The following is a 14258-nucleotide window of genomic DNA, read 5'->3' on the forward strand; positions in this document are numbered from 1 at the left end:
GTTCTTTTTTCTTGGGTCTTTTTTAATTATTATCAGAATACCCCACAGCAGTTCCGATAAGAGTAGCTGAGGTGCAATCTTCGATTTTTACATTTACAAAATCACCTAATTTGTAATTTTCTTTTGGAAAAACTGCAACTGTGTTTTGTGTATTACGACCTTTCCAATGTGCATCAGACTTTTTTGAAGTACCTTCAATTAGTACCTCTTCAATTTTTCCTACATGTTGTTGAGTTCTATAATGCGAATGTTCCTGTTGCAAAGCAATAATTTCTGCTAAACGTCTCTTTTTTATGGCTAACGGAATATCATCTTCAAACTTTTTAGCTGCTAAAGTTCCGGGGCGCTCAGAATAAGCGAACATAAATCCGAAATCATACTTTACAAATTCCATTAATGATAAAGTATCTTGATGATCTTGTTCAGTTTCACCACAGAACCCTGAAATCATATCTTGACTTAAAGCCATTTCTGGTATAATTTCATAGATGTTTTTTACTAACTCCATATATTCCTCACGCGTATGCTGACGATTCATTTTTTTAAGAATACTATTACTACCACTCTGTATAGGTAAGTGAATGTATTTACAAATGTTTTTATGCTTCGCCATTACATGAATTACATCAAGTGTCATATCTTGTGGATTCGAAGTAGAAAAGCGAAAACGCATTTTAGGAAATTTTATAGCACACATGTCAAGCAACTGCGCAAAATTAACTGCCGTGGCTTTTGCTATTTCTGATGCCTTGCTAAAATCTTTTTTTAGACCACCACCATACCATAAATAGCTATCTACATTTTGCCCCAAAAGTGTAACCTCCTTAAAGTTTTTATCTTTTAATTCTTGAATTTCTTGTAGAATACTTTTTGGATCACGACTGCGTTCACGACCACGTGTAAAAGGCACAACACAGAAGGTACACATATTATCGCATCCTCTGGTGATGGAGACAAAAGCAGATACTCCATTCGAGTTTAATCTGACAGGAGATACATCTCCATAGGTTTCATCTTTAGAAAGTAATACATTTACGGCATCACGACCCGCTTCAACTTCTTGTACGAGATTGGGTAGGTCACGATAGGCATCAGGACCAACGACCAAATCAACAATCTTTTCCTCTTCTAAAAATTTTGCTTTTAATCGCTCTGCCATACAACCCAAAACACCAACTTTCATATCAGGATTAATATCTTTAACCTTGTTGTAATATTGTAAACGTTTTCTAACCGTTTGCTCAGCCTTATCACGTATAGAGCATGTATTTACTAATACTAAATCGGCATCCTCAAGTTGTTGTGTAGTATTAAAACCTTCTTTTGCTAATATAGAAGCAACTATTTCACTATCATTCATATTCATTTGGCATCCGTAACTTTCTATAAAAAGTTTTTTATGGTTACCTTCTAATTGTTGGGTGATTAGTGCTTTCCCTTGCTTTTTTTCTTCTATGATTTTTTCTCCGTTCATTAATTCTAATTGGGATGCAAATATACAACCAAAAAGCAAAATATCTGACAAAATGACAGCGTAATTTTTTGTTAAATTATAGATGTGTTTCTTATCCAGAAATACAAGGAGTTAATCAAATAAAAAAATTCTATATACTTTTGCGGTCTAATTTATTGTTGGTTAGTATCAACGAATATCACTTTTAAGAGAATTAAATGGCAAAAAATTTAGTAATTGTAGAGTCACCAGCTAAGGCTAAAACTATAGAGAAGTTTTTAGGAAAAGATTATCAAGTTGAATCTAGTTTTGGTCATATAGCAGACTTACCTTCAAAGGAGTTAGGAATCAATGTGGATGGAGATTTTATGCCAAAATATAAGGTTTCATCAGATAAAAAAGCAGTCGTAAAAAAACTAAAAGATTTGGCAAAAAAAGCGGAAATGGTTTGGTTGGCATCTGATGAGGATCGCGAAGGGGAAGCAATTGCTTGGCATTTATATGAGCAGTTGAAATTAGAGAGTGCTAAAACAAAAAGAATCGTGTTTCATGAGATTACTGAAAAGGCTATTAAAAAGGCTGTAGCGAATCCGAGAAGTATTGATTATAATTTGGTAAATGCGCAGCAAGCTCGTCGCGTTTTAGATAGATTGGTAGGATATGAATTATCACCTGTACTGTGGCGTAAAATTAAAGGAGGACTATCTGCGGGTCGCGTACAATCTGTTGCGGTTCGACTAATTGTAGAGCGCGAACGAGAAATAGATACTTTTAAAGCAAAGGCTTCTTATAGAATTGATGCAGAGTTCATCAATGAAAATGGAAAAAAATTCAAAGCCAAGTTGCCTAAGAATTTTGAAACGAGAGAAGCTGCTGAAACTTTTTTAAATTCATGTGCTGATGCTACTTTTAACATAAGTGATTTACAAAAAAAACCAGCAAAGAAATCACCAGCGGCGCCTTTTACCACATCGACTTTACAACAAGAAGCATCACGTAAATTATCATTTCCAGTAGCGAAAACGATGTTAATGGCACAGCGTTTATATGAAGCAGGTTTAATTACCTACATGAGAACTGATAGCGTGAATTTGTCAGATGATGCTAAGAATGCAGCACAAGAAGAAATTACGTCATCGTTTGGAGCCGCATATAGCCATCCTCGTAATTATAAATCAAAAGCTAAAGGAGCTCAAGAGGCTCACGAAGCTATTCGTCCAACCAATTTAAGTAGATCTAGTGTTTCGGTAGATTATGATCAAAATAGATTATATGATCTTATTTGGAAACGTACGATTGCTTCTCAAATGAGTGAAGCACAATTAGAACGCACCAACGTTAGAATTGCCAATAATAAAAATAGTGAAGTTTTAACAGCAAATGGTGAGGTTATTATGTTTGATGGATTCCTAAAAGTATATCTTGAAGGAAATGATAATGAAGATGAAGAGCAAGAAGGAATGTTACCAAAACTTACTGTTAATGAAGTGGTAGAAAATAAGTATATCACAGCCACAGAAAGATATACGCGTCCGCCAGCTAGATTTACCGAAGCGTCGTTGGTAAAACAGTTAGAAGAATTAGGTATAGGAAGACCTTCTACATATGCGCCTACGATCTCTACGATTCAGCGAAGAGATTACGTGGCCAAAGGAATTATAGAAGGAGTTGAGAGAGATTATCTTCAATTAAAATTACAAAAGGGAACTATAACTAATAAAACTTTAACGGAAAAAGTAGGCTCTGATAAAGGAAAATTAGTACCTACAGATATAGGTAAAATAGTTAATGATTTTTTGGTAGATAATTTCACTTCTATTTTAGATTATGGTTTTACGGCGAAAGTAGAAGAAGAGTTTGATAATATAGCTGAAGGTAAAGAAAATTGGACAGAAATGATTAAAGATTTTTATACCGATTTTCACCCTACAGTTGAAGATGTTGCGGAAAATGCTGAACGTGCTAGCGGACAACGACTATTAGGAGTTGACCCTGAAACTAGTAAAAATGTATATGTTCGTTTAGGACGCTTTGGTGCCATGGTTCAAATCGGTGAGGCAACCGATGAAGAGAAACCAAAATTTGCAAGCCTTCAAGGAGAACAGACTATAGATAGTATCACCTTTGAAGAAGCAATGGATCTGTTTAAACTACCTAAGACTTTAGGAATTTACAAAGATGAAGAAGTAACAGTTGCTGTTGGTCGTTACGGTCCATATATTAGATTTGGTAAAAAATTTATTTCTCTTGAAAAAGACGATAACCCTATGTCTGTAGATTTAGATAGAGCTATAGAATTAATAAAAGCTAAACAAGCAGCAGATGCTCCAATTGCTGAATATCAAAACCTACCTGTACAAAAAGGGAAAGGTCGTTTTGGTCCTTTTATAAAATGGAATGCTATGTTCATCAACGTAAATAGAAAATATGATTTTGATAATCTTTCACAAAATGATATTGTAGAATTGATCGAAGATAAAATCCAAAAAGAAAAAGACAAGCTTATTCATCATTGGGAAGAAGAAGGTATTCGTGTAGAAAAAGCACGTTGGGGTCGTTTCAATATCATAAAAGGTAAAACTAAAATTGAATTACCTAAAACTACAGATGCGCAATCACTAACTTTAGAAGAAGTGAAGGAGCTTATAGAAAAGAATGCTCCAAAAAAGAAAACTACGAAAAGAAAAACTACAGCTAAAAAATAGTTTCAAGAGTTAATTATTTTAGTTTTGTTAAAATTCTATTGTTGACGTATTAATGAGTTTCGAAATTTTACAACCAGTTGATGAAAAGCTAATAGCACATGCCACTTTGCAAAAAGAGAAGTCTATTGGTAGTGTTATAGAAATTCATTCAAAAAAAAATGGACTTCCTGAAATTGAGAAGATTCAGCTAGCTATTCTAGGAGTTCAAGAAGACAGAAATACAGTTGATAATATTGGCAGCGGTAATGATCTAAGTGAAATTAGAAAAGAACTATATAAATTATATTTAGGTAACTGGCATGCAAAAATTGCGGATCTAGGTACTATATATAAAGGCAATACTGTAGAAGATACGTATTTCGCGCTGCAAGAAATTTTAACAGTATTAATAAAAAAAGGTATTATACCTATTATAATAGGAGGTGGGCAAGACCTTACCTATGCGAACTATCGCGCTTATGACAAGTTAGAACAAACTGTGAACCTTACGGTGGTTGACAATAAATTCGATTTAGGATCGCTAGATGATGATATTACATCAGAATCGTATCTGAGTAAGATTGTGATGGAAAAACCCAATAATCTCTTCAATTATAGTAACGTTGGCTATCAAACCTATTTTAACTCGCAAGAGGAAATAGAATTATTAGATAAGTTACATTTCGATACGTATCGTTTGGGTGAGGTTGCAACCAATGTAAAAATTGTTGAGCCAATCATGCGTGATGCAGATATTGTGAGTATAGATATTGGTGCCATTCGAAGAAATGAAGCACCTGCAAATAATAATGCAGTTCCTAATGGTTTTTATGGTGAACCCATTTGTGCCATTGCACGTTATGCAGGTATTAGTGATAAGGTGTCATCATTTGGTATTTATGAATACAATGCCAAATATGATGAGCAAAATCAAACCTCACAATTAATAGCACAAATAATCTGGTATTTTATAGAAGGATATAATTTTAGAATTAATGAATATCCTTTTACTTCTAAACAAGACTACAAAAAGTATATCGTTCCTATAGAAGATACTACGATTAACTTCTTCAAAAGTAATAAGAGTGATCGCTGGTGGATGGAAGTACACCACGAGCAAAATAATAAAACTACAAAACGCACGTTAATACCGTGTACCTATCAAGACTACTTGAGAGCCAGTAAACAAGTATTTCCAGAAAGATGGTGGAAAACTTTCAGAAAATTAAACTAGTTATACACTAAAGCCAATTTTTTGACGTTCTTAAAGTGTCTTGACCTAGATCAAGTACAACTAAATTAATAGGTTTTATAAAAACGAAACAACAGTAGTTCCCCCTAATCGGGATTATAAATTAAGATTTATGAAGAAATTAGCCGTTTACTTTTTACTAGCAGTAACAGTTTTAGTATCAAGTTGTAAATCATCAAAAAGCAATGATAAAGGTGAATTAGTAGGTTCTCGATCTACTAAAAAGTTTTATCCAGAAAGACCATTAGGTATGACCTTAATTCCAGGTGGTGCTTTTACAATGGGTAAAGAAGATGAAGATGTTGCAGGAGCATTAAATTCGCCAACACGAACTGTAACTGTAAATCCTTTTTATATGGATGAAACAGAAATTACAAACGCTGAGTATAGAGAGTTTGTAGAAAGAGTTCGTGATTCTGTATTGAGAACACAGTTAGCATTACTTGCTGAAGAACAAGGTTTTGGTGCTGAAAGTGCTGATGTAGATGGTGGAGCACAATCAAGTGGAGACGACGGTATTCAAAAATATAAATTTGCTGAGCCTGCAGATACTGCCAATGTATATTATAAATATATGATGGACAATTACGGTAGTTTAGGAGATCTAAACTCACCTACTGAGGGTAAAGCACTGAATTGGGAAGTAGATTTGGTTTGGGATGCTGGCCAATATCCAGATGCTTACTATGCTGAAGCGATGGATAGCTTATATGCACCAATTTCAGAATCTTATGATGGTAGAAGAACCATTAATACCAAAAAATTAAAATACTTATACTTTACTTTTGATAGAGAAGCTGCCGCTAGAAAAAGAGGCGGTAACAGAAAAGATTTTATAAGACAGAATATGGTTGAAGTGTATCCTGATACCACGGTATGGGTAAAAGACTTTAATTATTCTTATAATGACCCAATGCACCAAGATTATTTTTGGCATCAGGCATATAATGATTATCCTGTTGTAGGTATTACTTGGGCGCAAGCAAAAGCTTTTTGTGATTACAGAACACAAAAGAAAAATAAATTTTTAGCTACTGCTAAAAAGAATAGAGGGAAAGTACCTGCGTTTAGATTACCAACTGAGGCTGAGTGGGAGTATGCTGCTCGCGGAGGTCTAGAATATGCAAAATATCCATGGGGTGGTCCTTATACGTATAGTGATCAAGGATGCTTCTTGGCAAATTTCAAACCAGAGCGGGGTGACTATGCAGTAGATGGTGCTTTATATACTATGGAAGCAAAATCGTATGCACCGAATGACTACGGTCTATATAATATGGCGGGTAATGTTTCTGAGTGGACGAACACAGCCTACAATCCATCATCATATTACTTAGGTTCTACAATGAACCCAAATGTAAATGACGAATCAAATCAACGTAAAGTTATACGTGGAGGATCTTGGAAAGATGTGGCATATTTCTTAGAAGTTAGTACACGTGATTATGAGTATGCAGATTCTGCAAGAAGTTATATAGGCTTCAGAACAGTACAAGATTACTTAGGTACGAAAACAAACAAGAAAAAGTAATTAACAATTGGTAGGAAAATTTGTCAATAAATTGTTCTACAAACAGTATAATAAAAAAGAGATTTCAGAGTTATAAAGTCAAATAACTAAATAACCCTAAATTAAAACAACAATTATTAAACCATTAACCTAAACATTTTAAATTAAAACTATTATGGCACAATCACACAAAAAAAAGAAAATTATGAATATGATCTACGGACTAGGAGCGTCTGTAGTATTAATCGGAGCATTATTCAAAATCTTACACTTTAGTATCGGACCATTAACCGGTGGATTTATGTTAACAGTCGGTCTTTTAACAGAAGCATTTATTTTCTTCGTTTCTGCTTTCGAACCAGTAGAAGAAGAATTAGACTGGTCATTAGTATATCCAGAATTATCTGGTGGAGAAGCTGCTGCTAGAAACGCTGCAAATGGCGAAGGATTATCAGATAAGTTAGATACAATGTTAGCAGAAGCTAATTTAGATTCAGAAAAAATGGGTCGTTTAGCGACTAGTATCGAAAGTTTTGCTGATGCGGCTGCAAATATAGAGCCTGCTGCAAATTCAGTGGCTGCTACGAATAAATATAGCGAGCAACTTTCTTTAGCTGCAACACAAATGGAATCATTAAACAGTTTATATAAAGTACAGTATGATAGCGCTGAGCGTCAAGCTAATATGAGTAACGCTGTTGCTGAAAATACTGAAAGATTAAAAGAGCAAATGGAGTCTCTTGCAACAAACCTTTCTTCATTAAATGGAGTATATGGAGGTATGTTATCTGCAATGTCTAATAACAGGTCTTAATTTAAGTCTAACCAAACTAAACCCTAAAAACTATTAGAGATGGCAGGAGGTAAACTATCACCAAGGCAGAGAATGATTAACTTGATGTATTTAGTTTTCATTGCGATGTTAGCAATGAATATGTCAAAACAAGTTCTTTCTGCATTTGGTTTCATGAACGAAAAGATAACTGATGCGAATGCGACGTCAGAGACAAGGAACGTTGCTACGTATGCAAGTTTAGCAACGAAGGCATCAGATCAACCTGAGAAGTATAAAGCGTATAATGAGAAAGCGCAACAAGTACAGGCTTTGTCAATAGATTTCAATGCACACATTGAGAAAATGAAAGAAGCTTTATTAGAGGGTATTGAAGATCCTACGAACTATGAGTCAATGGATAGTGAAGATGCAGTAAATACGTACTTTTTTGAAGGTGAGAATGTAACTGAAAACGGTAAAGCATTTTTAGATAAAATTAACAATTATCGTACAAAAGTTTCTGAACTTTTAGATGATGAGAAGTATAAGAGTATCAAAGAAAGTGTTGATAAACGTTTTGACACGTCAGATCAAAAAACTGAAGATGGTACGCAACCATGGATTAACAATCGTTATGAAGGTTTTCCTTTAATTTCGACGATTACGAATCTAACACAGATGCAAGCTGATATTAAATCTACTGAGAACGAAATGCTTACAGCGATGGTTCAAGGTCAGTTAGAGAGCGATGTATCTATGCGTAATTATACGACGATCTTAGTGCCTGAAACACCAGCTACATTACAAGGTAATAACTTTAAAGGTAAAGTTGTATTAGGTAAATATGATGCAACCTTAAAACCTCATAAAGTAATTATCAATGGTAAAGAAATTACGAACATTCAAGATGGAGGAGCTGTATTAGATTTCCCAGCAGGTAACCCTGGTGAGAATGAAATTAAAGGTGAGTTTGTTTTTAAAGAAGGAGATTCTTTAGTTAGTTTACCAATTAACCAAACGTATGCGGTTGTTGCGAAGCCTAACAGTGCTGTAATTTCGGCAGATAAAATGAATGTTGTATATAGAGGTGTTCAAAACCCAATTACAATTTCTATGCCCGGTGTTGCTGATAATGCTGTAAAAGCAAACGCACCTGGTTTACGTAAAGCTAAAGGTATTGGTAAATACATGATGAGTCCTGGTAAAGGTAAAACAGTTAAGATCAATGTGTCTGCTAAATTACCTGATGGTACACCTATAACTTCTGCACAAACATTTAGAATTAAAGATATTCCTGCGCCTGTAGCAACAGCGAGAGGACAATCAGGATATATTAAAATGCCAAAAACTACTTTACAAAAAGTTACTATTGGTGCTGCATTACCAGATTTTGTATTCGATTTAAATTTAGGTATCTCTGGATTTAGTATAAAAATACCTGGCTCACCAACAGTAAAAGTAAAAGGTAGAAAGTTCAATGGAGCTGCTATCAGAGCTTTAAATAAGGCTCGTAAAGGAGATGTGATTACTATATTTGATGTAAAAGCTTCTATAGTAGGTAACTCTGGTTACTATCTTAAGAAGGTAGGTACTTTAAGTGTTGAAATTCAATAAAAATTAATAAAATTTAATAACATAAGTATTATGAATTGGAGAGGTTTTTTAGCAATATGCGCTATAGTTCTAGCTACAAATAGTATTAGTGCGCAAGCCAACTTATTAAATGCAACTATTCCTGAAGAAGTAGGAGTAAAAACTGCAGAACAGTTAGCAGCAGATAATGACAAACCGTTGCCTTATGGATATATTGATGATAGAGATATATTATGGTCAAAAGTAGTATGGGAATATATAGATTTGAACGAAAAGATCAATCTACCTTTCTACTACCCAGTTGATACAAGTAATATAAGTTCTAATAGAAGATCTCTTTATGATACTTTGTTAAGAGGAATTAAAACAGGTGAGATTATAGACGTATATGATGATTCTTATTTCGAGAATAAACTGACCTTAAATGAAATTCAAGGTCGTATGTCTAGAGTTGATACTTCAGACGCAGGATATGAATTATTAAATGAAGGTTCTGAGTTAACTGATGAATATGTTGATAGAATAGATTTAACTTCTGGAGATATCATGGGTCTTAAAATTAAAGGTGTGTGGTACTTTGACAAGAGACAAGGTGAATTAAAATACCGTTTATTAGGTATAGCTCCTGTAGCACCAGATGTTAATTTTATGGGACAAGGAGGCCAAGGTGGTGATGCTAGTGAACTAGTAGAAATGTTTTGGGTATGGTATCCAGGTGCTCGTGAAACTACGCATAATATGAAAGTATTCAACAATCAGAATTCGGCATTTCCATTGTCATATGATCATTTACTAAATGCTAGGCGTTTTGTAGCTAGTATTTATAGAGAAGAAAATATATATGGTAACAGAGATGTTGCAGATTATATAAAAGGAAACGCATTGTTCCAGGTTCTTGAAGCTGATAGACTTAAAGAGAATATCAGAAATAAAGAATTAGACATGTGGAACTACTAAGTTTCTAGTTGATTATAAGTGAAAAGCTCCTACCCAATTTGGTAGGGGCTTTTTTATGCTTAAAACTTCAAGACACAACATCATTGCGAGCGGAATAAAATTGATGTGATTAATGTCATCTCGACAGAATGAGTTTACAAATGACGAGACATCTCCATAATAAGAGATTTCTCCTCGTTCCTCGTTCGAAATGACACAATACTTCTTAGTATAACTTTGTCATTCCGCACTTGATGCGGAATCCATTAAATAAAAACTACTTATTCTCGCTATTTTATCTCACCAAAACTTTAATGTAGTGACTAAAATATGAAAACTAGAATTTCTACCTTTGCCACATGCAAGTAGATTATATAATTGTAGGATTAGGCCTTGCCGGATTAGCTTTCGCGGAAATATTAGAAAACCATGGTAAATCGTTTGTGGTTTTTAATGATGACTCGCAACAATCTTCTAAAGTAGCCGCGGGTGTTTATAATCCAGTAGTTTTAAAACGATTTACACCAGTTTGGGACGTTGATGACAAGTTACGAATAGCCATTCCTTTCTATAAAAACGTAGAAAAAAAATTAAAGGCTACATATGACTATCAACTCGATATTTATAGAATTTTTAATTCGGTAGAAGAACAAAATAACTGGTTTGAAGCCTGTGATAAACCTGTTTTAAAGAACTATTTGCAACCAAAAATTTTAAAAAATGAAAATACGGCCGTAATTGCCCCCTTTGGATTTGGGAAAGTAGTACAAACTGGTAAAATCGACACTAAAAAACTACTTTCAGAGTATGAAAATTACCTACTAAATGAGGATAAACTGATAAATCAAACTTTTGATTATAATGCTCTTGAATTTTTGGAAGATGGTGCAAAGTACAATAACTATCAAGCCAAAAAAATTGTTTTTTGTGAAGGATTTGGGGTTAAAAATAATCCATATTTCAGAGAGTTGCCGCTAGAAGGTACGAAAGGTGAATTGCTTACTATACATGCTCCTCAATTACAAATAAATTCGATACTTAAAGGCTCAGTTTTTGTATTACCCTTGGGTAATAATTACTACCGCGTTGGTGCAACTTTTAATTGGAAAGATAAAACATCCAATCCGACACTAGAAGGCAAACAAGAACTCAAAGAAAAATTAGAAAAAATTATAAAGGTACCCTATGACATTGTTGGTCACTGGGCAGGTATTAGACCAACGGTTAAAGATCGTCGACCATTATTGGGTACACATCATACGCACAAGCAACTAGCTATTCTAAACGGGTTTGGTACAAGAGGCGTTTTATTAGCCCCAAAGATGGCAAGATTGTTATATGATCATTTAGAAATCAATAAATCCTTACCAGAGGAAGTAGCAATAGATAGATTTGTATAATCTTAGGAGTTGATTTTGTTTAAATAGTCTTCGTTTTTATACATCGGGTCATACCCCACAAAAATATTGATGTAAATAAGTCTTGCTAATCGTAATGTAAAAGGAGTAAAAAGCAGCAAGGTTACAAATATTCCTATAAATATTTTGATCAAATCCAGTCCTAAAAGATAAAGAACGATAAAAGTGGCAATCGATATACCAACACTTAACCCATAAGACACATACATAGCACCATAAAAAAAAGAAGGTTCTATCTGATATTTAAAACCACAGTTAGCGCAATTTTCGTGCATCTTTAGAACTTTTTTTAAATGTAATGGGTTACTGTCTTCAAAAAAATCGCCTTCTTGACATTTTGGACATTTATTGTTAAAAATGCTATATGCTTTCGTTCCTTTTTTAAACATCTAATTCTTAAAATTACGCTAGTTTTGCAAAGTTATATATTATAGATTATAAAGCATGCTAAACGCACATAATATTACGGTTTCTTTTGCAGGAGAAGACTTGTTTTCTGGGATCACTTTTAAATTAGATGCCGGAAATAGAGTAGGATTGGTGGGTAAGAATGGAGCGGGCAAATCAACATTGTTAAAGATAATTGCCAAAGAACAAGAAATTGATGGAGGTACATTAGCACTCGAAAAAAATGTTCGAATTGGTTTTTTAAAACAGGATATTGATTTTGTAAAAGGAAGAACTGTTTTAGAAGAGGCTTATGAAGCATTTACAGAGATAAAAGAGCTAGAACGAAAACTTGAAAAAGTTAATAAGCAGCTAGCTGAGCGTACCGATTATGAAAGTGAATCATATAATCAACTTATTATAGATCTAAACGACTACACGCATCAATATGAGATTTTGGGAGGTTATAATTATCAAGGTGATACCGAGAAAATCTTACAAGGTTTAGGGTTTAAGCGTGTAGATTTTGAAAAACTTACCGATACCTTTTCAGGTGGTTGGCGTATGCGTATCGAATTGGCTAAGCTACTATTACAAAATAATGATATTTTGTTACTTGATGAGCCGACAAACCACCTTGATATTGAATCTATTATTTGGTTAGAATCTTTTTTAAAGAGTTATGGGGGTATTATTATGTTAGTATCACACGATAAGATGTTTCTCGATAATGTTACGAATAGAACCATAGAAATTTCTTTAGGTAAAATCTATGATTACAAGTATCCATATTCTAAATATTTGGTACAACGTAACGAATTACGTGAAAAGCAGTTGCAAGCCTTTAAAAATCAGGAGAAGGAGATTAAACATACGGAGCAGTTGATCGAGAAATTTAGAGCAAAGGCCAATAAAGCTTCGATGGCGCAGTCACTTATTAAAAAATTGAATAAAGTTGAGCGTATTGAAGTAGATGTAGAAGATACTTCGGTAATGAAAGTTCGATTTCCTATGTCAGTGAATCCTGGAAAGGTTGTGATTGAAGCTGACGATCTTGCCAAAAATTATGGAGATAATCAGGTATTGCATAATGTTGATCTATTGATTGAGCGAGGAAGTAAAATAGCTTTTGTAGGACAAAATGGACAGGGAAAATCAACATTGGCTAAGATTATAGTCGGTGAAATTGAATATGAAGGAAGTTTAAAGTTAGGGCACAATGTGCAAATAGGATATTTCGCTCAAAATCAAGCTGAATACCTTGACGGAAATAAGACTTTACTCCAAACTATGGAAGATGCTTCTAACGATAGCAATCGTATAAAAGTACGTGATATGTTAGGCGGATTTTTATTTAGCGGCAGTGATGTTGAAAAGAAAGTTAAAGTATTGTCAGGAGGTGAACGTAATCGATTGGCTTTATGTAAAATGCTGCTGTCTCCTTTTAATGTATTAGTGATGGATGAACCTACAAATCATTTAGATATCGCTTCAAAAAATGTATTAAAAGAAGCCCTTAATAATTTTGAAGGTACCTTAATATTAGTATCGCACGATAGAGATTTTTTACAAGGATTGTCGAAGACTGTCTATGAGTTTAAAGATAGCCGAATAAAAGAATATTTAGGCGATATCGATTATTACCTAGAAGAGCATAATCTTGAGAATTTACGAGAAGTTGAAAAACGATCAAAAACTGAGGTTAAGAAAGCGGTGAAAGAAATAGACAGTAAGTTGTCATATCAAGATGAAAAACAACAGAAGAAACTTCAAAATAAATTAACGAAACTTGAAACACAAATTTCAGATTTAGAGAAAGAAGTAAAACAATTAGATATTGACTTATTAGATGCTACAAAATATGAAGAACTCACTTCAGATCCCGATTTTTTTACCAAATATCAGGCTAAAAAAGATAAGATAGAGAAGTTGATGGAGGAGTGGGAGGAGTTGCATATAAAAATTGAGAATTAAAATCTTATTGGGAACTTAGTGAAACAATCTTACTTTTAAGTTATTAAATCTACAATAGCTAGATCTAAAACTTTACAAATAGCATTGAGTCTATTTAAAGTAAGTTCTGTATGATTATTTTCTAGTTTACTGTATTGCACGTTGACTTGTACCAATTTCGTTGGCTATAAATTCTTGAGAATACCCTTTTTTTAATCGTTCTAACCGAATTTTTTTAGTTGCATTTTTCATATACAATTTTTAGAAGCAATTTTTTATTCAAATAACTAAGTTAAT

The 14258-nt window shown here is 33.7% G+C and carries 11 protein-coding genes; 8 read left to right on the forward strand and 3 right to left on the reverse strand.

Features of this window, described 5'->3' with window-relative positions:
- Window positions 1-22 precede the first annotated feature (22 nt).
- Window positions 23-1474, reverse strand: coding sequence for a tRNA (N6-isopentenyl adenosine(37)-C2)-methylthiotransferase MiaB (gene miaB, locus AC1EUY_RS10370; RefSeq protein WP_480195461.1), 1452 nt, complete (start codon window positions 1472-1474; stop codon window positions 23-25).
- Between the two features lie 197 nt (window positions 1475-1671).
- Here miaB and topA point away from each other — a divergent pair, with 197 nt between their 5' ends.
- From topA to AC1EUY_RS10405, 7 genes are all read left to right on the forward strand, one after another.
- Window positions 1672-4158, forward strand: a complete 2487-nt coding sequence (gene topA, locus AC1EUY_RS10375; protein WP_480195462.1) for a type I DNA topoisomerase — start codon at window positions 1672-1674, stop codon at window positions 4156-4158.
- 52 nt (window positions 4159-4210) lie between these two features.
- On the forward strand, window positions 4211-5371 hold the full coding sequence (locus tag AC1EUY_RS10380; RefSeq protein ID WP_480195463.1) for a formimidoylglutamase: 1161 nt from the start codon (window positions 4211-4213) through the stop codon (window positions 5369-5371).
- A gap of 130 nt (window positions 5372-5501) precedes the next feature.
- A complete protein-coding gene (porK, locus tag AC1EUY_RS10385; protein ID WP_480195464.1) occupies window positions 5502-6920 on the forward strand; it encodes a T9SS ring complex lipoprotein PorK/GldK in 1419 nt (472 codons plus the stop codon).
- A 154-nt stretch (window positions 6921-7074) separates the two neighbouring features.
- Window positions 7075-7713, forward strand: a complete 639-nt coding sequence (gene porL / locus AC1EUY_RS10390) for a type IX secretion system motor protein PorL/GldL (RefSeq protein ID WP_480195465.1) — start codon at window positions 7075-7077, stop codon at window positions 7711-7713.
- Between the two features lie 39 nt (window positions 7714-7752).
- On the forward strand, window positions 7753-9288 hold the full coding sequence (porM, locus tag AC1EUY_RS10395) for a type IX secretion system motor protein PorM/GldM (protein ID WP_480195466.1): 1536 nt from the start codon (window positions 7753-7755) through the stop codon (window positions 9286-9288).
- A gap of 30 nt (window positions 9289-9318) precedes the next feature.
- Window positions 9319-10224, forward strand: a complete 906-nt coding sequence (gene porN / locus AC1EUY_RS10400) for a type IX secretion system ring subunit PorN/GldN (protein ID WP_480195467.1) — start codon at window positions 9319-9321, stop codon at window positions 10222-10224.
- Between the two features lie 338 nt (window positions 10225-10562).
- Window positions 10563-11603, forward strand: coding sequence for an NAD(P)/FAD-dependent oxidoreductase (locus AC1EUY_RS10405; RefSeq protein ID WP_480195468.1), 1041 nt, complete (start codon window positions 10563-10565; stop codon window positions 11601-11603).
- 2 nt (window positions 11604-11605) lie between these two features.
- Here AC1EUY_RS10405 and AC1EUY_RS10410 read toward each other — a convergent pair whose 3' ends face one another.
- On the reverse strand, window positions 11606-12010 hold the full coding sequence (locus tag AC1EUY_RS10410; protein WP_480195469.1) for a DUF983 domain-containing protein: 405 nt from the start codon (window positions 12008-12010) through the stop codon (window positions 11606-11608).
- 55 nt (window positions 12011-12065) lie between these two features.
- Here AC1EUY_RS10410 and AC1EUY_RS10415 point away from each other — a divergent pair, with 55 nt between their 5' ends.
- The gene (locus AC1EUY_RS10415) at window positions 12066-13982 is read left to right on the forward strand and encodes an ABC-F family ATP-binding cassette domain-containing protein (RefSeq protein ID WP_480195470.1); all 1917 of its coding nucleotides are present in this window, start codon (window positions 12066-12068) and stop codon (window positions 13980-13982) included.
- A 35-nt stretch (window positions 13983-14017) separates the two neighbouring features.
- On the opposite strand, the gene AC1EUY_RS10420 is transcribed toward AC1EUY_RS10415, so the two are convergent.
- Complete coding sequence (locus AC1EUY_RS10420) at window positions 14018-14122, reverse strand: helix-turn-helix domain-containing protein (RefSeq protein WP_480195471.1); 105 nt, start codon at window positions 14120-14122, stop codon at window positions 14018-14020.
- Window positions 14123-14258 lie beyond the last annotated feature (136 nt).

It is taken from the genome of Maritimimonas sp. 2210JD6-3 (genome assembly GCF_056591795.1).

Coding starts and splice junctions, on each gene's coding strand:
- porM (WP_480195466.1), top strand. CDS start 7,753: ATGGCAGGAGGTAAACTATCACCAAGGCAGAGAATGATTAACTTGATG.
- porN (WP_480195467.1), top strand. CDS start 9,319: ATGAATTGGAGAGGTTTTTTAGCAATATGCGCTATAGTTCTAGCTACA.
- AC1EUY_RS10380 (WP_480195463.1), top strand. CDS start 4,211: ATGAGTTTCGAAATTTTACAACCAGTTGATGAAAAGCTAATAGCACAT.
- miaB (WP_480195461.1), bottom strand. CDS start 1,474: ATGAACGGAGAAAAAATCATAGAAGAAAAAAAGCAAGGGAAAGCACTA.
- AC1EUY_RS10405 (WP_480195468.1), top strand. CDS start 10,563: ATGCAAGTAGATTATATAATTGTAGGATTAGGCCTTGCCGGATTAGCT.
- porL (WP_480195465.1), top strand. CDS start 7,075: ATGGCACAATCACACAAAAAAAAGAAAATTATGAATATGATCTACGGA.
- AC1EUY_RS10415 (WP_480195470.1), top strand. CDS start 12,066: ATGCTAAACGCACATAATATTACGGTTTCTTTTGCAGGAGAAGACTTG.
- topA (WP_480195462.1), top strand. CDS start 1,672: ATGGCAAAAAATTTAGTAATTGTAGAGTCACCAGCTAAGGCTAAAACT.
- AC1EUY_RS10410 (WP_480195469.1), bottom strand. CDS start 12,010: ATGTTTAAAAAAGGAACGAAAGCATATAGCATTTTTAACAATAAATGT.
- porK (WP_480195464.1), top strand. CDS start 5,502: ATGAAGAAATTAGCCGTTTACTTTTTACTAGCAGTAACAGTTTTAGTA.